At 67.7% G+C, this 23,665-nt stretch carries 19 protein-coding genes; 6 read left to right on the top strand and 13 right to left on the bottom strand.

Annotation, left to right across the window (positions count from 1 at the left end; translation table 11 throughout):
- Nucleotides 1–26: 26 nt before the first annotated feature.
- From AC3A6P_RS00740 to hrcA, 4 genes are all read right to left on the bottom strand, one after another.
- Nucleotides 27–1,052: a PhoH family protein gene (locus tag AC3A6P_RS00740; RefSeq protein ID WP_487687121.1), complete on the bottom strand. Its 1,026-nt coding sequence runs from the start codon at nucleotides 1,050–1,052 to the stop codon at nucleotides 27–29.
- 92 nt (nucleotides 1,053–1,144) lie between these two features.
- The gene (locus AC3A6P_RS00735) at nucleotides 1,145–1,876 is read right to left on the bottom strand and encodes a 16S rRNA (uracil(1498)-N(3))-methyltransferase (RefSeq protein ID WP_487687118.1); all 732 of its coding nucleotides are present in this window, start codon (nucleotides 1,874–1,876) and stop codon (nucleotides 1,145–1,147) included.
- 15 nt (nucleotides 1,877–1,891) lie between these two features.
- Nucleotides 1,892–3,040 carry a molecular chaperone DnaJ gene (gene dnaJ, locus AC3A6P_RS00730; protein WP_487687114.1) on the bottom strand — a complete coding sequence of 383 codons (1,149 nt, stop codon included), beginning with the start codon at nucleotides 3,038–3,040 and terminating at the stop codon, nucleotides 1,892–1,894.
- Between the two features lie 75 nt (nucleotides 3,041–3,115).
- Nucleotides 3,116–4,159 carry a heat-inducible transcriptional repressor HrcA gene (gene hrcA, locus AC3A6P_RS00725; protein ID WP_487687112.1) on the bottom strand — a complete coding sequence of 348 codons (1,044 nt, stop codon included), beginning with the start codon at nucleotides 4,157–4,159 and terminating at the stop codon, nucleotides 3,116–3,118.
- A 195-nt stretch (nucleotides 4,160–4,354) separates the two neighbouring features.
- Here hrcA and AC3A6P_RS00720 point away from each other — a divergent pair, with 195 nt between their 5' ends.
- Nucleotides 4,355–4,669, top strand: coding sequence for a type II toxin-antitoxin system VapB family antitoxin (locus tag AC3A6P_RS00720; protein ID WP_487687109.1), 315 nt, complete (start codon nucleotides 4,355–4,357; stop codon nucleotides 4,667–4,669).
- Between the two features lie 185 nt (nucleotides 4,670–4,854).
- Here AC3A6P_RS00720 and AC3A6P_RS00715 read toward each other — a convergent pair whose 3' ends face one another.
- The 3 genes from AC3A6P_RS00715 to AC3A6P_RS00705 all read right to left on the bottom strand — a co-directional run bounded on the left by AC3A6P_RS00715 (nucleotide 4,855) and on the right by AC3A6P_RS00705 (nucleotide 10,736).
- Complete coding sequence (locus AC3A6P_RS00715) at nucleotides 4,855–7,308, bottom strand: GcvT family protein (RefSeq protein WP_487687106.1); 2,454 nt, start codon at nucleotides 7,306–7,308, stop codon at nucleotides 4,855–4,857.
- Nucleotides 7,309–7,317: 9 nt separating this feature from the next.
- The gene (locus tag AC3A6P_RS00710; protein ID WP_487687104.1) at nucleotides 7,318–8,238 is read right to left on the bottom strand and encodes a phosphotransferase; all 921 of its coding nucleotides are present in this window, start codon (nucleotides 8,236–8,238) and stop codon (nucleotides 7,318–7,320) included.
- A gap of 86 nt (nucleotides 8,239–8,324) precedes the next feature.
- On the bottom strand, nucleotides 8,325–10,736 hold the full coding sequence (locus AC3A6P_RS00705) for a GcvT family protein (RefSeq protein WP_487687101.1): 2,412 nt from the start codon (nucleotides 10,734–10,736) through the stop codon (nucleotides 8,325–8,327).
- A 91-nt stretch (nucleotides 10,737–10,827) separates the two neighbouring features.
- On the opposite strand from AC3A6P_RS00705, the gene AC3A6P_RS00700 reads away from it, so the two are divergent.
- Both AC3A6P_RS00700 and AC3A6P_RS00695 read left to right on the top strand, forming a co-directional pair.
- Nucleotides 10,828–11,526: an HAD family hydrolase gene (locus tag AC3A6P_RS00700; protein ID WP_487687098.1), complete on the top strand. Its 699-nt coding sequence runs from the start codon at nucleotides 10,828–10,830 to the stop codon at nucleotides 11,524–11,526.
- Between the two features lie 32 nt (nucleotides 11,527–11,558).
- Nucleotides 11,559–12,317: a maleylpyruvate isomerase family mycothiol-dependent enzyme gene (locus tag AC3A6P_RS00695; RefSeq protein ID WP_487687096.1), complete on the top strand. Its 759-nt coding sequence runs from the start codon at nucleotides 11,559–11,561 to the stop codon at nucleotides 12,315–12,317.
- Between the two features lie 5 nt (nucleotides 12,318–12,322).
- On the opposite strand, the gene AC3A6P_RS00690 is transcribed toward AC3A6P_RS00695, so the two are convergent.
- Both AC3A6P_RS00690 and AC3A6P_RS00685 read right to left on the bottom strand, forming a co-directional pair.
- Nucleotides 12,323–13,138 carry a GntR family transcriptional regulator gene (locus tag AC3A6P_RS00690; protein WP_487687094.1) on the bottom strand — a complete coding sequence of 272 codons (816 nt, stop codon included), beginning with the start codon at nucleotides 13,136–13,138 and terminating at the stop codon, nucleotides 12,323–12,325.
- Nucleotides 13,139–13,167: 29 nt separating this feature from the next.
- Nucleotides 13,168–13,599 (bottom strand): MarR family winged helix-turn-helix transcriptional regulator, encoded by a 432-nt coding sequence (locus AC3A6P_RS00685; RefSeq protein ID WP_487687092.1) that lies wholly within the window; start codon nucleotides 13,597–13,599, stop codon nucleotides 13,168–13,170.
- A 51-nt stretch (nucleotides 13,600–13,650) separates the two neighbouring features.
- Here AC3A6P_RS00685 and AC3A6P_RS00680 point away from each other — a divergent pair, with 51 nt between their 5' ends.
- Both AC3A6P_RS00680 and AC3A6P_RS00675 read left to right on the top strand, forming a co-directional pair.
- A complete protein-coding gene (locus tag AC3A6P_RS00680) occupies nucleotides 13,651–14,277 on the top strand; it encodes a TIGR03086 family metal-binding protein (RefSeq protein ID WP_487687090.1) in 627 nt (208 codons plus the stop codon).
- A gap of 558 nt (nucleotides 14,278–14,835) precedes the next feature.
- Nucleotides 14,836–15,282: an STAS domain-containing protein gene (locus AC3A6P_RS00675; protein ID WP_487687087.1), complete on the top strand. Its 447-nt coding sequence runs from the start codon at nucleotides 14,836–14,838 to the stop codon at nucleotides 15,280–15,282.
- Between the two features lie 3 nt (nucleotides 15,283–15,285).
- On the opposite strand, the gene AC3A6P_RS00670 is transcribed toward AC3A6P_RS00675, so the two are convergent.
- Complete coding sequence (locus AC3A6P_RS00670) at nucleotides 15,286–16,533, bottom strand: sulfotransferase family protein (RefSeq protein ID WP_487687085.1); 1,248 nt, start codon at nucleotides 16,531–16,533, stop codon at nucleotides 15,286–15,288.
- A 61-nt stretch (nucleotides 16,534–16,594) separates the two neighbouring features.
- On the opposite strand from AC3A6P_RS00670, the gene AC3A6P_RS00665 reads away from it, so the two are divergent.
- Nucleotides 16,595–17,704, top strand: a complete 1,110-nt coding sequence (locus tag AC3A6P_RS00665; protein ID WP_487687082.1) for a DUF1214 domain-containing protein — start codon at nucleotides 16,595–16,597, stop codon at nucleotides 17,702–17,704.
- A gap of 15 nt (nucleotides 17,705–17,719) precedes the next feature.
- Here the strand turns inward: AC3A6P_RS00665 and AC3A6P_RS00660 are convergent, their stop codons facing one another.
- From AC3A6P_RS00660 to AC3A6P_RS00650, 3 genes are read right to left on the bottom strand one after another with little or no spacing between them, the layout of a single operon-like run.
- Entirely contained in the window at nucleotides 17,720–17,932 is a 213-nt protein-coding gene (locus AC3A6P_RS00660; protein WP_487687079.1) for an MbtH family protein, read from the bottom strand.
- Complete coding sequence (gene mbtG / locus AC3A6P_RS00655) at nucleotides 17,910–19,214, bottom strand: NADPH-dependent L-lysine N(6)-monooxygenase MbtG (RefSeq protein ID WP_487687076.1); 1,305 nt, start codon at nucleotides 19,212–19,214, stop codon at nucleotides 17,910–17,912. The genes AC3A6P_RS00660 and mbtG overlap by 23 nt, the downstream gene beginning before the upstream one ends.
- Nucleotides 19,211–23,650, bottom strand: a complete 4,440-nt coding sequence (locus AC3A6P_RS00650; protein ID WP_487688091.1) for an amino acid adenylation domain-containing protein — start codon at nucleotides 23,648–23,650, stop codon at nucleotides 19,211–19,213. The genes mbtG and AC3A6P_RS00650 overlap by 4 nt, the downstream gene beginning before the upstream one ends.
- Between the last annotated feature and the right edge of the window lie 15 nt (nucleotides 23,651–23,665).

Here is a 23,665-nt window from a genome sequence, read left to right as displayed (position 1 = left end):
CTACCTGCTGCTGGAGACTCATCGCGTCACCGTCGCCCCGACCGGCGCTGCGCCCGGTTCATACTGCTCGGCTCCTCGGAGCGGGCGTAGGCGTCGACGATCTCGGACACCAGCCGGTGCCGTACCACGTCGGCGCTGGTGAGCTCGGAGACGTTGATGTCATCGATGCCGTCGAGGATGTCCACCGCGGCGCGCAGACCGGAGCGTGCTCCACCGGGCAGATCGATCTGTGAGGTGTCGCCGGTGACAACCATCTTCGACCCGAAACCGAGCCGGGTCAGGAACATCTTCATCTGTTCGGCGGTGGTGTTCTGCGCCTCGTCCAGGATGATGAATGCATCATTGAGCGAGCGGCCACGCATGTATGCCAGCGGCGCCACCTCGATGACCCCGGCGGCCATCAGCTTCGGAATGGCCTCCGGATCCATCATGTCGTGCAGCGCGTCGTACAGCGGACGCAGATACGGGTCGATCTTCTCGCTGAGCGTGCCGGGTAGAAAGCCAAGGCGTTCACCGGCTTCCACCGCGGGCCGGGTCAAGATGATCCGGTTGACCTGCTTGGTCTTGAGCGCGTTGACGGCCTTGGCCATCGCGAGGTAGGTCTTGCCGGTGCCGGCGGGCCCGATGCCGAAGACGATGGTGTGGTTGTCGATGGCGTCGACGTAACGCTTCTGGTTGAGCGTCTTGGGCCGGATGGTCTTGCCGCGCCGCGACAGGATGTCCAGCGTCAGCACCTCAGCCGGTGACGCGTCGTCAGACCCGGTCACCATGGAGATGCTGTGACGGATCGAGTCCTGCGTCAGCGGCTGGCCGCTGGCCACCACCGCCAGCAACTCGGTGACGACGCGTTCAGCCAGGGCGACGTCAGCCGGATCACCGGACAGGGTGATGGCGTTGCCGCGGACATGGAGGTCGGCGGCCAGAGAGCGTTCGAGTGCGCGCAGATTCTCGTCAGCGGAGCCGAGCAGGCCCACCACGAGGTCAGGCGGAACATTGATGCTGCTTCTCACGGTGTCATCCGTGGTGCCAGCGTTCGTCTCGCGGGGCGTCACGTGGAGTTTCGAGCCTGCTTTCTACACACGTACTGCTGTCGGTTCGGACACTTCAGTCTACCTTTGTCAACTGTTACGGCCCAATGGATAACTCAGGCCCACCGCGGGGTGAGTACCCCCAGCGCGCCCAGCGCAACGGCGGCCGCAGTCGAGGTCCGGAGCACCGTCGGGCCCAGCCGCACCGCGTGCGCGCCGGCACCGATCAGCGCGGCCACCTCGTCGTCGGCGATACCGCCCTCCGGACCCACCACGAGGGTGATCGACTCTGCCTGTCCCACACCGACGTCCGTCAACGCAACGGTGGCGGATTCATGCAGAACGAGGGTCAACCCGGTGGAAACACAGGCCAGCACGTCGGCGGTCGAGGCCACCCCTGACACGTCGGGGATGAACGCCCGCCGGGACTGCCGGGCCGCCGACCGCGCCACCGCGCGCCAGCGCCGCAAACCCTTGTCGGCTTTCGGGCCGTCCCAGCGGGCGACGCAGCGCGACGCCTGCCAGGCCAGGAAGCGGTCGGCGCCGGCCTCGGTGGCCAATTCGACGGCCAGTTCGGAACGTTCGGCCTTGGGGATGGCTTGCACGACGGTGACGGGAGGGACGGGCGCCACCACGTCACGCCGATCGATCACGCGGGCCTGCAGGCCCCGCTTCTCCACGTGGTCGACGACGCAGTCCGCCACCGTGCCGGCGCCGTCGCCCAGGACAACACGTTCTCCGACCCGGAGCCGGCGCACGCTGGCGGCATGAAAGCCTTCGTCGCCGTCGACGGTGGCCAGCTGCCCGACCTCGGGAACGCGGTCGATGAAAAACAGCGGGTCAGACAACAGTCAGCGACTTGCTCAACGACCCGAGAACGTCTCACGCAGCCGGCTGAAGATGCCGCCGTTGTGCGCCGCGGAGGCATGGGTGGACTTGACCTCGGCCACGTCGCGGGAGCGGTTCTTCTTCAGGTCGCGCAGTAGCTCGGCGTCACGGTGATCCAGCTTGGCCGGCACCACGACGTTGATGTGACCGTGCAGGTCGCCGCGCACGCCCGAGCGCAGGTGCGGCATGCCGTGCCCGCGCAGGGTGGTGATCGAACCGGGTTGGGTGCCCGGCGGGATGGTGATCTCGGTGAGGCCGTCGAGGATGGCGTCGACGGTCACGGTGGTGCCCAACGCGGCGTCGACCATCGGCACGTCGATGGTGAAGTGCAGGTCATCACCGTCCCGGACGAAGATGTCGTGCTGCTCCTCGTGGACCTCCACGTACAGATCACCGGCGGGTCCGCCACCCGGGCCCACCTCGCCTTGCGCGGCCAGCCGCACCCGCATGCCGTCACCGACACCGGCGGGGATCTTGACGCTGATCTCGCGGCGGGCGCGCACCCGGCCGTCACCACCGCAGCGATGGCACGGATCGGGGATGACCTCCCCGACCCCGCGGCAGGTGGGACACGGCCGTGAGGTCATGACCTGGCCGAGCAGCGAGCGCTGCACACTCTGCACTTCGCCGCGGCCACCGCAGGTATCGCAGGACACCGGGGTGGAGTCGCCGTTGGTGCCCTTGCCCTTGCACAGGTCGCACAACACGGCGGTGTCGACGGTGACCTGTTTGGTCACGCCGGTGGCGCACTCGGTGAGATCGAGTCGCATCCGCAGCAGCGAATCCGAGCCCGGCCGCACCCGGCCCACCGGGCCGCGCGAGGTGGTGCCGGCCCCGAAGAACGCCTCGAAGACGTCGCCCAGCCCGCCGAAACCGCCGAAACCGTTCCCGGCACCGGCCGCGGCGTTCTCCATCGGGTCACCGCCGAGATCGACGATGCGGCGCTTTTCCGGATCGGACAGCACCTCGTAGGCGACGGAGATCTCCTGGAACCGGACTTGAGCGGCTTCATCAGGATTGACGTCCGGATGCAGCTCACGGGCGAGCTTGCGGTACGCACGCTTGATCTCCGAATCGCTCGCGCCTTTGCTCACGCCGAGCAGACCGTAGTAATCACGTGCCACGCTGTTCACACTTCCTTGTCGAAAATCCAGCCTTGTCGAGAATCCAGCCTTGCGGTCGGGCGCGTCGTGCTCCCACTAGCGGGCGCCCAAGACCTCACCGATGTACAAGGCGACCGCCGCAACACTGGAGATGGTGCCCGGATAGTCCATCCGGGTGGGCCCGAGGACGCCCATACCGCCATAGACCTTGTCCATTGTGCCGTATGTCGTGGACACCACCGACGTGCCCGCCATCTGCTCGGCTCCCGAAGCGACCTGGGCCTCGTGACCGATGCGGACCGTCACCTTGCCGGCCTGCTGTTGGGCGGCGAGCAGCTTGAGTACCACCACCTGCTCCTCGAGCGCCTCGAGCACCGATCGCAGCGAGCCACCGAAATCCGCGGTGTTACGGGTCAGGTTGGCGGTGCCACCCATCAGCAGCCGCTCCTCGGTGTGCTCGACGAGCGTTTCGAGCAGCACCGTGGCCGACCGGCCGACGGCGTCCCCGAGGCCTCCCGAGCCGTCGAGCTGGCTGGCCAGGTCGGCGACCGCCACCGAGGCGGCGGCCAGCTTCTTGCCGTCGAGCGCTCCGCCGAGCATCTCACGCAGCTGGGACAGCTGGTGGTCGTCGATGGCGTTGCCCAGCTCGACGATGCGCTGGTCCACGCGGCCCGAATCGGTGATGACCACCAGCAGAAGCCGCGCCGGGGACAGCGCCACCACTTCGAGATGGCGCACCGTCGACGTGGACAAGGTGGGGTACTGCACGACAGCGACCTGACGGGTGAGCTGCGCCAACAACCGCACCGCGCGGCGCAGCACGTCGTCGAGGTCAACTCCCGATTCCAGGAACGTCAGGATGGCCCGACGTTCGGACGCCGACATGGGCTTGACGTTGTCGATGCGGTCGACGAATTCGCGGTAGCCCTTCTCGGTGGGCACCCGGCCGGAGCTGGTATGCGGCTGCGTGATGTATCCCTCAGCCTCGAGCACCGCCATGTCATTGCGCACAGTGGCGCTGGATACGCCGAGATTGTGACGTTCTACCAGGGTCTTGGAACCGATCGGCTCCTTGGTGGACACGAAGTCGGCGACGATGGCCTGCAACACCGCAAAGCGGCGGTCATCGGCACTGCTCATACTGTTGCACCTCCTGGATCGTCCGAGCCAGCCCATTTTACGGCGTTATACAGCACTGATGCTGCCGTGGCGGTGTTGTGGCGGCACAAGTCGACGTATCGGTGGCATTCCGCGCTGTAACGACTAGCCTTTTCCAATGGCCGAAATGATCGGGGGGTCACGTCGGGGGGCCGACACGCTAGGAATGTTCCGCCGATGATCTTCAAGGGCGTCCGGGAGGGCAAGCCTTATCCCGAGCATGGGTTGTCCTATCGCGACTGGTCGCAGATCCCGCCGCGCCAGATCCGCCTCGACGAGTTGGTCACCACCACCACCGTGCTCGCTCTCGATCGGCTGCTGTCGGAAGATTCGACCTTCTACGGCGACCTGTTCCCCCACGCGGTCAAGTGGAAGGGCATCGTCTACCTCGAAGACGGTCTGCATCGCGCGGTGCGCGCCGCATTGCGAAACCGCACGGTGCTGCACGCGCGGGTGTTCGACATGGACCTGCTGGCGCCGTCCACCGCCTGACCCCCTTTCCCTTTCCGGCGAGCGCGCGTGTCTGTACACAACACGCGGGCGTGGCCGTACAAACGCGTGCGCTCACGCACCTCGACACGTGGTGGCGCCGGCCCTGGACCGTGCCACCAGCGCACGCATTTGTACGCGACACGCCGAGCGAGGCCGGACAGACACGCTCGCTCGCGGTTGGGGGGTCAGCGGGTGCGGGCGTTGGCCGGGTCGTAGAGCGGCTTGAGTGACACCGAGACCGGGTAGAGCGTGCCGCCGACGTTGACGTGGTAGCTGCCCGAGTTCACCCAGGCCGCGTCGATCACCGCACCGCCGTTGCGGACATACGCCAGGCCGACACTGCCGCCGACGGTCTCCCCCCACGCCGCCGACGTCACCTGGCCGGCCGCGGCACCGTCGCGCAGGATCAGCTCACCACCCCACAACATCGCCGCCGGATCGTCGACCGCGAAGCTCACCAGTTTCTTGCGAGGCCCCTCGGTTTTGGCTTTCTCCAGCGCCGCGCGGCCCAGGAAGTCGATGTCGGTCTCGAGCTTGCAGGCGAACAGCAGGCCGGCCTCGACGGGATTTTCACTGGGAGTCAGCTCCCGGCCGAAGGCCCGGTAACCCTTCTCCAGGCGCAGGGAGTCGATGGCGTAGTAGCCCCCGCGACCGACGCCGAACTGCGCACCGGCGGCCAGCAGATCCTCGTACACACCGACGGCGAACTCGGCGGGAATGTAGAGCTCCCAACCCAATTCGCCGACGTAGGTGATGCGGGTGGCCCGCACCGTGGCATATCCGAGTGCGATCTGTCGACTTGCCCCGAACGGGAACGCCGCATCGGAGAGATCGGCGTCGGTCAACACCGACAGCAGATCGCGTGAGCGGGGGCCCATCACCCCGAACACCGCGTACGCGGAGGTGACGTCGACGAGCGTGGCGTTCGACCCTGCGGGCAGGTTCTTCCGTATGTGGTCCTTGTCGCGCTCGGTGGTGGCCGCGCTGGAGACGATCAGGAATTCCTGTGTGCCGGTGCGGGTCACGGTCACATCGGATTCGTAGGTGCCGCCTGCGTTGAGCATGCCCGTGTACACGGCGCGCCCGATCTCGCCGCCGATGTCGGCGGTGCACAGCCACTGCAGCGCCGCCTCGGCGTCCGGGCCGACCATCAGGTACTTCGAGAACGACGTCTGATCGAACACCGTGACGGCTTCCCGGGTGGCGGTCTGTTCGGCGGCCGACCACGGCAACCAGTTGGGTTTGCCCCAGGTGTAGTCGATGATCGGCTGCTCGCCGGCGGGGGCGAAGAAGTTGGCGCGCTCCCAGCCCATCTTGCTGCCGAAGTTGGCGCCGGCGTCCTGCAGCAGATGATGCACCGGTGAACGACGGAAAGGTCGCGCGGTGGTCATTTCCCGGTTGGGCCAGGGCACTTCGTAGTGCAGGCCGAGAATCTCGGCCACTCTGTCGTGCAGCCACCGGTTGTTGCCATTGAACGGGGCGAAGCGCCGGATGTCCACACCCGTCATATCGCCGCTGGGGGCGCCGTCCGCGATCCACTCCGCCAGGGCGCGCCCGGCACCGCCCGCGGTGGCGATGCCCACGGAGTTGAATCCGGCGCCGACAAAGAAGTTGGCACACTCGGGCGCCTCACCGAGGATGAACTGGTTGTCCGGGGTGAAGCTCTCGGGTCCGTTGTAGAACTTCTTGATACCGGTCTGTTCCAGCGCCGGGATGCGCAGCAGCGCGTTGTTCATCAGGATCTCGAAGTGTTCCCAGTCCTCTTCCAGCAGTTGGAATTCGAACGGGTACGGGATCTTGTCGGGCGACACCCAGGGTTTGGCCTCGGGTTCGAACCCGCCGATGACCAATCCGCCCACCTCTTCTTTGAAGTAGGTGTAGCCGTCGGGGTCGCGCAGGATCGGCAGGTCGGGGTGCACCCCGTCGATCTGCTCGCTGACGACGTAGAAGTGCTCGGCGGAATGCAGCGGCACGTTGACCCCGGCCATCGCGCCCACCTGTTTGGCCCACTGCCCGGCGCAGTTGACGACGATCTCGGCCTCGATATCGCCGGCGTCGGTGCACACCCCGGTGACGCGCCCCGATTCGGTGAGTATGGCTGTGACACGGGTCTTTTCGAATACCCGTGTACCGCGGTTACGCGCCCCCTTGGCCAGCGCCATCGTCAGATCGGTGGGGTTGGCCTTGCCGTCGCCGGGCAGCCAGATGGCGCCCACCAGGTCGTCGATCCGGATCACCGGGTAGTGCTCCAGCGCCTGCTCCGGGGTGAGCAGTTCACATTCCATGCCGTAGGCAGCGGCGTTGGCGACGGTGCGGCGCAACTGGATCATCCGGTCTTCGGTGCGTGCGACCGTGACACCCCCGCACTGCTTGTAGCCCGCCGACAGCCCGGTTTCGGCCTCCAGTTCCGCGTACAGCTGCGTGGAGTACTGCACGATGCGCGTCGCGCTTTCGGAGGCGCGCAACTGACCGACCAGGCCGGCGGCATGCCAGGTGGTGCCCGACGACAGCTGCCCCTGTTCGAGCAGCACCACGTCGGTGTAGCCGAGTTTGGTGAGGTGGTAGGCCACGCTGGTGCCGATCACACCGCCGCCGATGATGACGACGTGGGCACGGTCGGGCAGGGTGTTGCGGGCCATGGCAACCTTTCAGTCGGATTCGGTGACGTCGCTGAGCAAGCGGGTGAAATCGGGCCCGTTGAACTCCTCGACGGCGGGTTCGTAGCGTTCCATCGCCCAGCCCCAGAAGTCGTAATCGATGGGGCACGAAGCATTCTGGATGCAACCCCACAGTGTCCAGCCGTATTTGGCGACGATCCCCTGCAGCCGGGCCCTGGCGATCTTGTGCCGCAGCCGGCGACCGTAATAGACGGTGACGAGTTCATCGAGCTGATCCAGCGTCAGCGCGCATTCGCTCCAGATGTTGCCGAGCTCGAAGCAGGGGTCATTGTTGCCGGAGTACTCGTAGTCGATCAACCACACGGTGTCGCCGTCCTCGATGAAGTTGGCGGCCAACAGGTCGTTGTTACAGGGGACCGTGGTCTGATCCGTGGCCCGCAGAGCGGCGCCGATGTCGGCGAACTTGTCGGCGTAGCGCAGGTAGTCGGCCGGTAACTTGAAGCCGTTCTCCTGCACCGTTTTCAGGTAGGCGGGCTGCCGCTCGAACATGTCGAAGTCGCCCTTGAAACGGGGGCCGGCATGCAGGGCGCGACAGCTGCGCGCGGCCTTGGCCACCACCCCCGGCCGCTGGAAGTCGTCATTGGTCAGCGTCGTGCCGTCGACGAAGCCGAGCAACAACACGCCGAGTTCGGGCAGGTAGTCGATGACCGGTGCCCCCACCCCGGCCTTTTCGGCGGCGCAGGTGTTGAAGTACTCGGCGTCGCGGTCGATCTCGAGCAGGTTGCGCTCGGTGTCGGCGCAACGCGCCACGAAGCGGCCATTGGCGGTGGTGACCTTGAAGTTCAGATTGGTCAGACCCCCGGAGAGTTCTTCGATCTGGCGTGGACCGGTCAACGCGGGAATCTGGTCGAACAGGGCGTTGATCTCACCCTCGGTGGACAGGAACGACATGCGGACTTCCTCGCAGCCGGCGAATGGTCCACCTCAGAGTAGACCGGCTGCGTGCCAAAGGTCTAGACATTCATGTAACCACTGCGTCACGTCCGTACACGCTCCCCCGCCGGGTCGTACAGGGGCGCCGACAGCCTGGCCGCGGGGTGGCGCACATTCATGATTTCCACCTCGAACTCCGTACCGGTGACACCGGCAGGCAGATAGGCCGAAAACACCGTGGCACCAACGGTGTGGCCATATCCGGCGCTGCGCACGGTCACCCGGGTGTCGGTCTGCGGGTGCACCAGCATCTCGCCGCCGTGCATCGTCACGTCGGCCCCGGTGCGGAACCAGTGCAGCCGTCGGGCCGGGCCGCAATCGGCGATCACCCGCAACGCCGGGCCGGCCAGCAACTCGGGCTTGTCGAGGTGCACCCGTGCGCCGAGCCCCACCTCGAACGGATTGTTGTCCGACCGCATGTCGGTGGCCCACGCCAGATACTGCTTCTCCAGCCGCAGGGTCTCCACCGCACGGTAGCCGACATCGCGAATACCCAGGGCCGCACCGGCTTCCAGAATCTTGTCGTAGAGGTCGGGCACGTACTCGGCCGGGATGTGGAACTCCCAGCCGAGCTCGCCGACATAGGTGGTACGCAGGGCCAGCACCGGAGCCCAGCCGAGATCGGTCTGCCGGGCCGTCATGTAGCCGAAGCCGGCGGCGGAGAAATCGTCAGCGCTCAGGGCCGACACCACCTCGCGGGACAGAGGCCCGCAGACGTTGAGCACCCCCAAGGCGGAGGTGACATCGGCGATCACCACCGAGCCGTCCGTGGGGGCGTGCTGCAGCAGGAACGTGACGTCGTGGCGCCCGAAACCGCTACCGGTGACCAGGTAGAACCGTTCGGGAGCCAGCCGGGTGATCGTCACGTCGGCCTCGATACCGCCGCGCACGTTGAGCAACTGGGTGTAGGTGACTTTGCCGACGGCGGTGTCCATGTCCGCGCCGGCGACTCGTTGAAGCAACGCCAGCGCACCCGCTCCGCTGATGTCGAACTTGGAGAACGAACTCTGGTCGACGATGCCGACCGCGGTGCGCACTGCGTGGTGTTCGGCGGCCACGAAGCCCCAGGCGTTGCTCCGCCCGAACGTCGGAATCTCCTCCGCGTCAACGGTTCCCGGCGCAAACCACAGGGCGCGCTCGAAACCGAACTTGGCGCCGAACACGGCCCCGCGATCGCGCAGACGGTCATGAACCGCGCTGCGGCGTTGCCCGCGCGGCGGGTGGCCGGCACGATTGGGGAAGGCGATCTCGTAGTAGTGCCCGTACGCCTGCACGGAGGCCAGGTCGAGCACGGCCGGCACGTTGTGCGGCACGCCGAAGCGGCGCACGTCGAAGGGCCACAGATCCAGGCCCGGATCACCGTCGACGATCCAGTTCGCCATGGCGTCGCCGGCACCGCCGGCCGCGGCGATACCGGCGGAGAAGCCGCAGCAGTGAAAGAGGTTGTCGATGTCCTCGGTGAGGCCCATGAGCGGCTCGGCGTCCGGCGAGAACGGGATGGGTCCGTTGACCCAGGTGTGGATGCCCATATCGGCGAAAGCGGGCAGCCGGTTGGCCGCACCTTCGGCGATGCCCTCGAAGCGATCGAGATTCGGCGGGAACAACTCGGGGCCTAGGTCACGTGGGATCGTGCGCCAGCATGCCCTGGTGCCTTGTTCCCAGCCGCCGATCACCAGTGCGCCCGCTTCGGGCTTGAGGTAGAAGCGGGCGTCGGGATCGCGGAACGTCGGCAGATCGGCGGGCAGGCCGGCAGCCTTCTCGGTGACGACGTACTGGTGCTCCACGGCGTTGACCGCGACGTTCACGCCGGCGAGCTTCGCGGTTTCGGCGCCCCACATGCCGGTGGCGTTGACCATCACGTCGCATTCGATGCGCCCCTGATCGGTCAGCAGCGCGGTGACCCTGCGCCCGTGTCGTTCCACCCCGTCGACTCGGCACTGCTGGACGATCCGTACCCCCGCCGCCCGCGCACCGGCGGCGAACGAGTGGGTCAGCTGACTGGGATCGACGTAGCCGTCGGTGGGTGTCCAGGTGGCGCCGTAGACGCCGGCGGTGTTGAGCAGCGGGAAAATTCGCCGGGCTTCGGCGGCGTCGACGAGGTGGATGTCGAAGCCGTAGCTCTTGCCCTGGGTGTAGACCCGCTGGAGCTCCTCCCAGCGCTGGGGGCTGGACGCCACCCGCAGCCCGCCGACACCGTGCCAACCGGTGGGGTATCCGGTGACGGCCTCCAACCCCTGGTAGGTCTGCACGCTCTTCTGCATCAGCTGGGTGAGGCTGGAGCTGCTCCGAAGCTGGCCGACGAGACCCGCGGCGTGCCAGGTGCTTCCCTCGGTCAGGGCGCGGCGTTCCAGGACGGTGACATCGGTCTTGCCGCGCCGGGCCAGGTGGTAGGCGACGCTGACGCCGACGACTCCGCCACCGACGACGACGATTTCACTGCGCCCGGGAAGGGCCATGGTGGTCAACTTTCGCCGAGAACAACCCGTGACCTGATGTTAAAAGACTAGACCATTGACCGCAGCTCGGGCGGATGGTTGGCTCGGTCGCGTGGATGTCATCCAACAGTGGGCTCGCGCCGCCTCACCGGCAGTGATCTTCGACTTCAACGGCACCCTGTCCGATGACGAGCCGATCCTGTTCGACATCTTCGGCGAGCTGTTCCGTACCCATCTCGGGTGGGCGATGACAACCGACGACTATCGCAGCGAGCTGCTGGGCAAGTCCGACCGCGAGATCATCGAGTTCGCGGTGCGCAGGCACGGCGGCTCGGCCGCACCGGACGTCGATGATCTCCTGCGACTGCGACACGACCGCTACAAGCAGCGGGTTGCCGGAAACAACCCCATCACCGGTGCCGCCGTGGCACTGGTGGAACTCCTTGACGCACAAGGCATTCCGGTCGCCATCGTGACGGGTGCGCAGCGTGACGACGTGCTGGCGGTGCTGGCGCACAGCCCGGCCGGGGCGCTGATCCCGGTCCTGATCGCCGAGGAAGACGTCGAGAACGGCAAGCCACACCCCGAGGGCTACCTGACGGCGGCGGGGCTGTTGCAGCGCGACCCCGGCGACATCCTGGTGTTCGAGGACTCTGTCCCCGGGGTGCAGGCAGCGCTGGCCGCCGGAATGCACTGTGTCGCAGTCAGCGCCGATCCCACCCCGGCGCTGCACGATGTCGCCCCGGTGATCGTGGAACGACTGTCCCCCGACCTGGTCGCCGGCGCCTTGTCGGGTCGTGCATCGGCCTAGAAAACGCGCGGGCCGGCCTGCATGCTGGAGGCATGGACCGCCTCCGGATCATCGACACCGAGTCCGCCCGCTTCGCCGAGGCTCTCGCAGCGGCCGACCCGGCCCGACCGTGCCCCACCTGTCCGGACTGGTCAGCCCTTGATCTGTTGTGGCATCTGACCGAGGTGCACTTCTTCTGGTCGCAGATCCTGTCCCGCCGAGTGCTGTCCACGGACGGCGTGGCCGACGTCGAGGCGGCCAAACCGGCACGCCCGGAAACCGTCCCCGACATCCTCGCCCTCCGCGAACAGGCCACCTCGGCACTGCTGGCCCAACTCGCGTCGCGCGAGGACGCCGAAGCGTGCTGGTCGTGGTGGCCGCCCGATCAGAGCGTGGGGTTCACCCGACGCATGCAGACCTATGAGGCGACCATGCACCGCATCGACGCCGAACTGACGGCGGCCCTACCCGTCACGCCGTTGGACGCCGACGTCGCCGCCGGTGCGGTGGACCACGCGGTGGACGTCATGTGGGGATGGCTGCCCGACGGTGCGAGCTACCGGCCCGATGAGGTGGTCGAATTCGTCGCCTCCGACACCGGTCGGCGCTGGCTCGTCGAGGTGGGCTCGTGGCGGGCCCGGGACGGCTCGGAGGTGCCGCGCGCGGTTCGCGCCCAGTCGGGCGAGCCCGCCGTTTCCGTCAGCGCGCCCGCGGCGGACCTGGCGTTGTGGGCGTGGCGGCGCGGCGGGTCGGTGACCGTGTCAGGTGAATCGGTGACGCTGGACGCGCTGCTGACCGAGGGTATGCAGTAGCCGGGTCACGATGACGCCGGGAAGGTGTCGACCCGGCTTTCGGTGTCACTGTCGACCCGCGACTTGATCCGGATCCGGCTCCGGTCGGACCGGTGGTAGTCGCGCGAGAACTCGACGGGCACACCACTTTCCGTGTAGGAGGTGCGGGTGATCAGCAACAGCGGGAAGCCGGGATCCACATGCAGGATCTCCGCGTGCTGTTCCCCGGCCGGAGTGGCCTCGATGTGCTCGTCGGCGGTGCACGGCGCCGCGCCATACTCGCGCATCACCGCATACAGGGAGCCGGTGAGTGTCGCAGACAGCAGGCCGGGAAACACCGTCGCCGGAAAGTAGGTTTCCTCCAGCACAATTGGCTCGCCGTTGGCCGAGCGGGCGCGGAGCACCTCGTGCACCTGGTCGCCACGCTTGAGGCCCAGCTGCCGGCGCACGTCGGCGGCCGCGCGCCGGGTGGTGGCGCGCAGCACGTGCGCACCCGCTTCCACCTGGATCCGGCGCATCTGTTCGGTGAAGCCGGGCAGTCCGGCATGGTCGAACTCGAACCGCGGCGCCGCGACGAAGTTTCCACCGAATCGCCCGCGCCGGCGATCGATGAGCCCCTTGGCCTCGATCGAGCTGAGCGCCTGGCGCAGCGTCATGCGGCTGACACCGAGCGCGTGGGCGATCTCGATCTCGGAGGGCAGCTTGTCGCCCGGCGCCAGCGCGCGGGAGACGATCAACCGCTCCAGCCAGTACCCGATGCGCATGTGCGCGGGCAGGTCACCGGCGCCGGCCAGGTCCGGGCGGTCCGCCAGCACCGGGTCCTCCATGGTCAGCGCGCGCACAGCGTCGATGCTACGGCCCGGCACCGCAGTCACTGGGTTTCTGCTCGGCTCAACCGGGCAAGTGCACGAAGAAAAACCCGGCGTTCCTCGGCGGTCAACGCCGCGAGCCGTACCTCTTCGGCGCGCTGGATGTCGGACTGCACCGCATCTTTGGCGGCGCGACCGGCCGGCGTGATCTCGAGCAGGCGGACCCGCCGGTCGTCGGGGTCGGGACGTCGTTCGATATGACCTCGCCGTTGCAGCTCGTCGAGCGTGGCGATGATCCTCGTCTTGTCGGCGCCGATGGCGTCGGCCAAAGCGGCCTGGGTGCGCACCGGCGACCTGTCCAGTGCGCTGAGCACCGCGTACCCCCACATGCTCAGGTCGTGGGCGGCGAGGATCGGGAGCTCGGCCGCCACGAGGTCTCTGAGCAACGGATGCAGCATCGCGGCGAGGTCGTCGCGCCGGGGCTTCGATGGCATCGGCATATGTTAAGCGTTGCCAGATAATACGCAGACGCATACGATAGGCATATGCATACCGATATTCGAGCCCTTCATCACCGTGCGGTGTCCAACACCGTCACCCTCGTCAACTCCGTTTCGGTCGCCGATCTCGGCGCTGCGACGCCGTGCGCCCATTGGACTCTGGCCGACCTGCTCACCCACATGACCGCCCAGCACCGCGGATTCGCGGCGGCCGCACGGGGATTGGGGGACGACCCCGCAGTATGGCGCGCCGAAGCCGTCAGGGATGCGATTGCCACCAACCCCGGCACCACCTATGCCGACGCGGCGCGTGACGTACTGACCGCATTCGCCGACAACGCGGTGCTGGACGCGCCGTTCGCCCTCGCCGAGTTCGGACCGCACGCCGTCTTCCCCGGCGCCGTCGCCATCGGTTTCCACTTCGTCGACTACGTGGTCCACGGATGGGACGTCGCGCAGTCGCTCGGCGTGGCCTACGCCCTTCCCGACGAGGTCATCGACGCCGTGGAACCCCTTGCCCTGGCCGTCCCGGACGGCGACGGCCGCGACCGTGATGAGTCGCCCTTCGCACGCGCCGTCACCGGAGCCAGTGCAACCAAACTCGACCGGGTGCTGCGCCACCTGGGCCGCAACCCCGAGTGGGCTCAGCAGCGGTGCTCTTCGGCGCCGTGACTGCAGGACGAGGCGTGCGGCGCACCGTACGCGCGCGGCCAGGAACTGAAAACGATTGGACAACACGGTTTTCCGCCGATCGGCGTCTACACCCGCGTCAATACGCGCCGCCACTGTGCTGACGTGTCGACACTTCGGTTGCGCCGCAGGTGTGAGCGCAGGCGACGGCGATGCCTCCGTTTGCTGTCGATGTCTCCAGCGAAAGCCACCGGGACACCGCGGCGGACGACGAACTCCACAGCGACCGTCAGCTAGGGCAGTCGATATCATCCGTCGTTGCCTGGAATACAGAGTAATCAGTTGACAAACCCGCATCTGACAACTGATACCGGCGGTCATCAGCCCCGCGATGGGATGAAATCCACAGTTCACATGCGGTTTATGAGGGTTTCTTGAAGTCGTTGTACCCAGTACGGATTCCGCAGTAGCCTTGTCCGCAGGTTGAGGTCACAGCCGCTGACTGAATGAATTCCCGGGGCGACGAAAGTTGTCGCCGATCCAGCGAATCGAACGCACGCGTCCGATTCGATACAGGCACCAATACAGGCAGGGGGCGTCATGCCCGGTTCCGGCACCACTCGGCTGTACCGACCGGATCCAACATCAGCCGAACAAACCACCCAGTGCGGAGGAGCGACCTTCGCGGTTCACCGGCGCAGTCCGGTCCGCTCGGAAATCACGGTCACGGGGGAAGTCGACGCCTTCAACGGGCGCTCACTGGGCAGCTACGTCGAGCGCCACACCGCCACCTCCAGCCAGATGCTTCTCGACCTGCGCGCTGTCGACTTCTTCGGCAGCCAGGGTTTCACCGCGCTGTTCTACATCAGCGTGCACTGCACCCGCAGCGACGTGGACTGGATGCTGCTGGGCAGTCCGCCGGTGCGCCGCCTCCTGTCGATCTGCGATCCGGCCGGCGAACTGCCGCTGGCCGTCGACTACGAGGCAGCGATCGCACGACTCAATCAGTTGGCACGCCGCCGCATGCGCACCGTCTCGGTCGGCTAGCGGCTACGTCAGGAATCGCTGCGTGTAGCGGGCGAAGCGTCGACGCAGCTGCCCTTCGTCGAGACCCAACATCTCGCATGAGGTGTGCACGCGCCCCAACCGCCCCCGCTGATGCGTCTGTAGATAATCGCTGAGGGCAGCGCGGCCGTCGTCGCCGAGACTCTCCCCCGTCAACGCGAAAACGCGGTGAGCCACCGCCATTTCGTCGCTCATGAATTCGTCGAAGCGGATGTCGATCGACTGATCGGCTGCGATGACGTCGCGGTCGCGCACCAACGTGTCGAGCATCAACTCAAGTCGGTCCACCCACGATGCGGCGATGTCGGCGACGGGCACCGGCGCGCGGTGCATGCGCGCGGAGTACGTCAGCATGGCGATCATCGACAATGCCACCGGCACGGGATCCCGATGGGTGCAGACCACGACCACGCCGGGGAACACCCGCTCCAGAGTGGGCAGCTGCTCGAGGTGTTGCGGCGATTTGAGCAGCCACCGACGCCCACCGCGCAGGAACTGCAACACCTTGAGCTGCGTCGCGAGGAACCCGTACGACGATGTCTGATCGTGGGCCAGATAGTGGTCACGCCAACGCGGTACGTCGCCGAGCGTCTCGAAGAGCATGGTGGAGAAGTCGTTTGCCAGCAGCTGGATCTCCTCGTGCACATGATCGAAGGTCATCTCGTGCATGAGCGCGAAGTGCGGCATCATCAGGTCCACCACCGCGGTGGCGCTGTGCATTCGGGCCAGCCGCGGGTCCGGTTCCACACCCACTTCGCACGGCAACGGCACCGGTTCACAACTCTCCCAGTACGGCAGGGTCCGAAAGGTTCCGCTGGCGGCCAGCAGGTTGTGCAGGTGGGTGGTGCCGGATCGCGGGAGCCCGGCGATCACGACGGGCGGTAGCAGTTCGATGTCGTGGATCTCGGGGTGCCGGGTCAACAGGTCGGTCAGCAGCAGCCGGTTCTTCAGCATCTGCAGCAGTTGCGCGTGGAAGTTCACGATGCCCGCGTCGTCGAGTCCGGCGATCTCCCGGATCGCGGCCAGAAGCACCTCGAGGCGCTCGCGATAGTCACCGGCGCCGAAGTCGGCCAGACCGGTTTCGGCAATGGCTCTGGCGTGCAGCGCTTCTGAGTCCAGTGGGCAGTCTGGCGCCATGGCCGCCATCACCGCGCGCAGTGCCTGTGCCTCAGCCCCGAAACGTGGCCAGGACAGGTCATCGAGCTCGACAACGGCCGGTGTGACGTCGGTCATACTCCGATACGTTACAGTGTGACACGTAATGGCCGGGCAGAATCGGCGAGAGGAAGCGGGCATGACAACCGAGCACCAGTCCACCGCGGCGTGGCGGGACCTCCTGAGCACACTGGGTGAGCTGGACCGCGCGTTCATCGCGGGTGACCGAGCAGTCACCGACGATCGGCACATCGCCGACGGATACCGCATGCTGGCCACCACGTTGGGCGTGGCCTTCGACACCTACCTGTTCGCCGAACCCAGCAGACCGACGTTCGTCGAGGTCAACACACCGTATCGACGCGACCGCCGCTGGGGCGGCGACAACACCGACGCCTATTACCTGCTGTGCCCCATCGACGAGAAACGGCGTTACCGGATCAGCGGCAATTCCGGTGACAGCGTGTACTTCTCGCTGACCGCCTACAACGAGCCCACCCCCGGCGCCTGGTCGGACCGGGTGGTGGGCCTGTGGCGCGACAGCGAGCTCGACCTGCGCGCCGACGGCGACTTCTCCTTCGACATCGGGCCCCTGCCGGATGCCGCGGTGTTGATGACTCGTGACTACCAGGCTGACCCGCGGACGGGACGCCCGGTGAGCTGGCGCATCGACGCCCTCGACGAACCCGACCCGATCCGCCACGGCGACGCCGAGACCGCCGCCAAGCTGCGCGCGACGGCGGCCTGGATGCGGACCATGTTCGCGATACTGCCGTTGACCGTCGGAGCCCGGGTGGACGACGAGCACCGCCTGGGACACCAGATCAACAACGCCGCCAACGAATTCGCGGCGCCCTACCAGGTACTCGACGCGAACTTCGGCTGGTCGGCACGCGACGCCTGCTACTCCTACGGCAGTTTTGTGCTCGACGACGCCGAGGCTCTGGTGATCACCCACCGCCCGCCGCAGTGCCGGTTCTGGAACCTGGTGGTGTGGAACCAGTTCATGGCCGCGCACAGCGCCGACGACGCCCGCAGCTCGGTGAACAATCACAGCGCAGTGCCGAACTCAGACGGGACCGTGACCATCGTCGTCTCCCGTGGGCTGACCGCACACCCGAATTCGGTGACCACCCTGGATTATCCGCGAGGCAATCTGGCCTTCCGGTGGTTCCTCGTCGACGCGCTGCCCGACCGCCCGCAGGTGCAGTTGGTGGCTGTCGAGGACGCGCCGACCAGGGTGACCTGAGCGACGCGAGGGGGCCTATGAGCTCAGCGAGTCGCGCAGGCTCTTGGGACGCATGTCGGTCCAGTTCTGCTCGACGTAGGCCAGGCATTCGGCCCGGCCTGCCTCGCCGAACACGATCTTCCAGCCCGCCGGCACATCGGCGAACGTCGGCCACAGGCTGTGCTGCTCTTCGTCGTTGATCAGGACGTAGAAGGTGCCGAACTCGTCATCGAACGGATTGCTGCTCATTGATGCTCCTCGGGGTGTGGTGGGGCTCGACGCCGAGATCGGCACCGAGCACTCGGTCGGACAGCAGACCCAGGCAGCTGAGGTTGGGGAACCCGGGGCCCTGGTTCAGCCCGGACAGATTGGGCAGGAAGAGTTTCGGTGTCACCTCGGCGACGGCCAGGTCATAGCCGATGGACTCCTGCAGGCGTTCACCGGTCAGCGGACCCCCCAGACCGAGCTCCAACAGGTCCAGGGTGTCCTGGCTGAACAACTGGGTGAACCACAGTGCGTCGGCACCGGACCCGTCGATCACGAGATCGAATCCGTGCACGGTCTCGACGTGCTCACCGCCGCGGTTGGTGGACAGTGTGAGCCGGATCTGGTTGTCGCGGCCCACCGCGTGTGCGACGCGGCCACGCAGGTGCCGGATCCGGTCGTCGGCGAGCAGCGCGTCCTGCACCCGCGAGGAGAACACGCCGCGGTCGGTGCGCGCCATCGCGTCACGGCGCTCGGCCGCCGTCAGCTGGGTCCAGCCGGTGGGGTTGGAGAACAGCGCGTTCTCGAAGTAACTCTCCCCGCGGGTGAACAAGGTGACCTGCGGTGAGATGACGGTGACCGACGAAACCCGGTGCCGGAAAAGCTCGTTCAGCATCGACGCGGCGGTCTCGCCGCCCCCGATCACGGCCACCCGCTCGGCGGTGATCCGGTCGTGTTCGGAGGCGCGATGCCAGAACTGCGCAATGGACAGCACCCGGGGATTGCCCGGCAGGATGGAACGTTCGGCCTGCCCGGGACCGGTGACCATCACAGCGTCCGCGTGCACCGTCGTCTCGCGCGTGTGCAGCGCCCACCGCCGGCCGGCCGGACCCTCGCGCACCGCAAGGCTTTCCACCTCACCGCGTACCACCGCCATGCCCACCGCGTCGGCCACCCAGCGCAGGTACTGGCTCCAGCGCCGGTGGGTGGGTGCGGGCCGGCCGCGGTCGATCCATTCGGCGAACTGTCCGGTGCCGATCAGATAGGACTGCCAGCTGTGCCGGGTCATCCGCTCGTCGAGTTCGGCATTGCGTCGCGGCACCACCGCTGACCGGTACGGGAAGCCGACGTCCTTCTCCGGGCTGGTCCCCAGGCGGTGCTCGCCGTCGGTCCACCCTCCGCTGGCCTGCCAGTTGGCCGCCACCGCTGTCCGCTCGACGGCCACCACATCGGGCGCATCGACGCCCATGGCCCGCATCTCCGCCGCCTTGGCCGCTACCGCCACTGCTTTCGCACCGGCGCCGATGATGGCAAGTGTGCCGGTCACAGTGCTTCTCCGAGAACGGTGATGGCCGTATGCCACAGGGTGGACAACTGATCGATCTCCTCTGCGGTGGACAGCCGATCACTCCAGCGCCAGCTGGTCAGCAGGTGTGGCCCCGACGCGGTCGGCGTCACGACCGCGATGACGTCGAAGGTGTAGCGCAGGGGCAGATCCGGCTCCGACGATGTGGGGAGCTGTTGATTGAGTTCTGGATCGGTGACCAGGGACCAGGGCGTGCCCTGCTCCCCCGCCCCGTCGGAGCTCAGGTCGAACCGGCCCATGTAGTTGAACTCCACCTGCGGCTGCGGAGCGGCCAGCAGGTCGGGATCGCGGCGGTGATATCGCAGCACACCGTAGTCGAGACCACGATTGGGCACGGCGGCAACGCTTTCGGCCACCGATCGGATCAGGGCGCGGGCCCGCGGCGGGTCCCGGCGTGCGAGCTCGGTGTCGACGGGCCGTTCGTCGGCGCCCAGCCGTACGGGGAACACCGAGGTGAACCAGCCGACCGTCGCCGAGGTGTCCACCGCCTCGCCCAGCAATGTGTCTTCGCGGCCGTGGCCTTCCAGCGCGACCAGCGCACCCGCGCAAGCCGGCTCACCCCGGGCCACCCGCCACGAGGTGATCGTGACAGTGAGGGCGGAGAGCAGGAAGTCACGCAGCTCCACTCCTGCGGCATCGAGTTTGCCCAGGAGCGCGCGGGTTTCCTCGACACCGGTGATGAGGTTGTGCTGGCGAAGCGACGCCCAGGTGTCGACGGCCGGGTCCGGCGCCCTGCTGCCCAGCAGCGGGTCCGGACCGGCCAGCACATCGAGCCAGTACCGGCGCTGACCGGTGACCTCGTCGGAGTCGCTGCGTTGCTGCAGGATCCGGCCGTATTCGCGATAGGTGGTGTACTCGGCCTCCAGCGCAGGCACCGTCCCGGCGTCCAGCTCGGCGGCGATCTGCGCCAGGTCAGCCAGGATCACGTACCACGACACCACATCGGTGGCCAGATGATGCACACACATCAGCAGCGTCGGCGCCGAACCGCCGAACCGTACCGCCTGCACCATGGTGCCCGCGGCCGGGTCGATGCGCTCGAGCGCCTCCACGGTTTCGGCGGTCAGCTGCGTTGCGGCCGGGCCTTCGGCCGCGGACAGGATGTCGCGGGCCCGGACGGCTCCGGGAGCGCGGGTCAGCAGGTGGTGCCCGTCGTCGTCGGTGACCAGCACGGACCGCAGCATGTCGTGGCGGTCGAGCAGGGCCTGCAGCACTTCCTCGAGACGCTGCGCACTCATCGTCGGCGGCAGCGCGATCAGCAGGTTCTGGGTGAACCGCCGGAACCCACCCGCCTCGTACATCCACGCCACGATGGGTGCCGGGTGCACCTCACCGAACCGCTCCGCCTCGACCGCCGCCGGCTGCGCGCTGCCGACACCGCTGTCGATCGCGGCGGCGAGCTCGCGAATGGTGCTGCACTCCAGCATCAGTCGGGCGCGCAGCTCGATTCCGCGTTTGCGCGCGGCCTGCACCAGCGACAGTGCGGCGATGCTGTCCAGGCCCATCTCCAGGAACTCGGAGGTGACGTCCAGGTGCGCGGACTCCAGCACCTCGCACAGCAGCTCCGCCAACGCCGACTCGGTCGGGGTCTGCGGCGCACTGAACGCCTGGTCGTCGAGACCGGCTGCGGGCAGGGCGGCTTCGTCGACCTTGCCGTTGCCCGTCAGCGGTAGTTCGTCGATGAGCACGATGTGGTGGGGAACCATGTACCGCGGTAGCCGGGCCAGCAGCCGGGCCCGCAGGTCGGAGGCGGAGATGTCGTCGGCGGCGACGTACGCCGTCAACCGGTGTCCGCCGCCGTGCCGGCGGACCGCGACGTGGGCGCTGTGCACCCCGGGATGCTGCAACAGCACCGCGGCGATCTCACCGGGCTCGACGCGGAATCCGCGGATCTTGACCTGATCGTCGGAACGGCCGAGGAATTGCAGCCCGCCGTCCGGCCCCCGGCGCACCACATCCCCGGTGCGGTACATGCGTCCCCCCGGGCGGGAAGGGTCAGCGACGAAACGCGCCGCGGTGTCGCCGGGGCGGTTGAGGTAACCCCGCGTCAGCTGAGCCCCGGAGAGATACAGTTCGCCGGCCACGCCGTCGGGCACCGGCCGCAGCCAGGAGTCCAGGATGTGCGCCGAGGTGGGAGCGGTGGGATAGCCGATCGATGGTGAGCCGTGGTGATCGATCGCGGCGACCACCGCCTCCACCGTGGTCTCGGTGGGGCCGTAGCAGTTGAACGCGGCCATCCCGGTGCGGGCACATTCGGCGGTGATCTGCCGCCACGCCGGGATGCCGACGGCCTCGCCGCCCAGAGCCAGCACCGCCAGCCGAACATCGGTGAGCAACCCGAAACTCTTCAGCTGCGCGAACATCGACGGAGTGGTGTCGATCATGTCGAGTCCGAAGCGGTCGATGATCGCCACCAGCGCCTCGGCGTCGCGTTGGGCGTCGTCGCCGACGATGTGCACGGCGTGCCCGTCGAGGAGTGCGGCCAACGGCTGCCAGGCCGCGTCGAACGTGAACGACCACGCGTGCGCGATCCGCAGGGCCCGGCCCAATCGTGCTGCCGCCGGCCGTAACACGTGGTCGGCATGGTCTGCCGCATAGGCCAGCACGGCCCGGTGGGTGCCGATGACACCTTTGGGCCGGCCGGTGGTCCCCGAGGTGAAGACCACGTAGGCCGCTTGATCGGGGTGGACCGCCGGGACGGGGTGATGCGGTGCTGTCGACGAGATCAGCTCGCGGTAGACGTTCGGGTCCACCAGTACCACGGGGCCGGTTTGGTCCAGGATGTCGGCGATACGCTCGCCCGGCATGCCGGGTTCGAGCGGCACCACCACCCCGCCGGCCTTGAGTACACCGAACATCGTGACCACGTATTCCGGGCCGCGGGGCAGGTTGACGGCCACCGGTGTCTCGGCCCCCACACCACGTGCGGCGAGCCCCGCCGCCACCCGGTCGGCGGCCTCGTCGAGCTCGCGGTAGGTCATGGCACCGTCGCACCACGTCATGGCGGTCGAATCCGGTTGCGCCAGCGCGATTTCGGTGAACCTCCGGGGTATGCCGGCCGGCTGGTGGGTGACGGGTCGGCCGCGGGTGGCGCGGGCAGCCTCATCCGGCAGCAGGATGCTGACCTCGCGCAGCGGGCGCTCCCACCCGTCGATCAGGTTCTGCGCCGTCGCGAGCAGGCGCCTGCCCATGTCATGGGCCGGCATCGGACCCAGGGCGCCGTCGAGGATTTCGACGAACACCGTCAGCTCCCCGTCGGTGAGGTGTGCGGCGATGGTGACCGGGAAATGCGAGAGGCTCTCCAACGCAGCCGGCCGGAAAGTGGCTGCGCCCGCGGTGAACTCGGCGGTCCCGACGATCCCTCCGGGCGGGAAGTTCTCGTAGACCAGCAGGGTGTCGAACAGCTCCCCCACCCCGGCCAGCGCACGCAGCTCCGAGTGCCCGAGGTAGCTGTGGTCACGCAGCACCGCCGCGTCCCGCTGTAACGCCAGGGCCTGCCGGCCGGCGGGCGCGCGCGGGTCCAGCCGCACCCGCAGCGGGACGGTGTTGATGAACAACCCGACCATGGCTTCCACGCCGGTGAGCTCGCCCGGCCGCCCCGAGACCGTCACACCGAAGATGACGTCATCGCGGTCGGTCATCCCGGAAAGAATTGTCGCCCAGGCCATCTGGACCACGGTGTTGACGGTGACGCCGAACCCGCGGGCCGCCGCGGCCAGGACGGTGGTGGCGTCGCGGTCCAACCGTACCTCGGTGCGCGCGGGCCGCCCGGCGGGAGGCTGCGTGGCGGTCAGAGCCGGTGTCAGCAAGGTGGGACCGTCCACACCTTTGAGGTGTTGACGCCACAGCGCCCTGCTGGCTTCCGGGTCACGGCCGGCCAGCCAGCCGATGTAGTCACGGTAGGGCCGCGGCGAGGGCGGCAACGCGGTGACGTCGCCGCCGGAGCGGTACAGCGTGATCAACTCGCCGACGAACAGCGGCAGCGACCAGCCGTCGATGACGATGTGGTGCGCGGTGACCACCATCCGCCAGTGCGAGCCGGGCACCTCGATGAGAAGGAACCGGATCAGCGGGCCGTTCTCGAGGGCGAATGGCCGCCGACGCTCTTCGGCTTCCAGCGCCGCCACCTCGTCCGCATCGGCGGTCAGGTGTCGCCACGGCACGTCGACCCGCGTCGGCACCACCTGGACGGGCCGGCTCAGGTTCCCGCGGAAGAAGCTCGCCCGCAGATTGGGGTGCCGCGCCAGCATGGCGGCGGTGCAGTCGCGCAACAACACCACATCCAGTGCCCCGGTGACATCAGCCGCCATCGCGATGATGTACGGGTCCTCCTGCGACTCACCGGCAGTCAGCGCCGCCAGCGAGTAGAGCCCCTGTTGCAGCGGGCTCAACGCCATCACATCTTCAATGGC

It is taken from the genome of Mycobacterium sp. Soil_C_30 (assembly GCF_057656995.1).
This window is presented reverse-complemented; position numbering and strand designations above follow the sequence as displayed.